Consider the following 290-nt stretch of genomic DNA (forward strand, 5'->3'; position numbering starts at 1 on the left):
GTGCGCGGAACGGCATTCGCCAGAATCTCCTTCAACAACGGACGGCGATCGCGCAAGCGAAGCTCATCCAGCAGGAACAGCATCCGGTCGCGATGGCCCTTGTAACGGATCGTCTTGTAGTTCAGCTCCCGCACGCGGCCTTGCAGGGTTTCGCAGAGCGTCCCCAATCCGCCCGAGGTGCTGAACGCTTCGTACTCGGTGCCATCAATCGACAGATGCTCGAACCCCTCCAGCGGCCAGACCTCCTGCCGCTTCCCCTGATGAATCACATCGCAAGGGTTGCAGTATTC

The 290-nt window shown here is 60.3% G+C and carries 1 protein-coding gene; it reads right to left on the reverse strand.

The window, feature by feature from the left end:
* Positions 1-290 (reverse strand): hypothetical protein (locus Q4563_RS19040; protein ID WP_303605626.1); only part of this gene is annotated, 290 nt, incomplete at both ends.

The organism is Gilvimarinus sp. 1_MG-2023 (assembly GCF_030548285.1).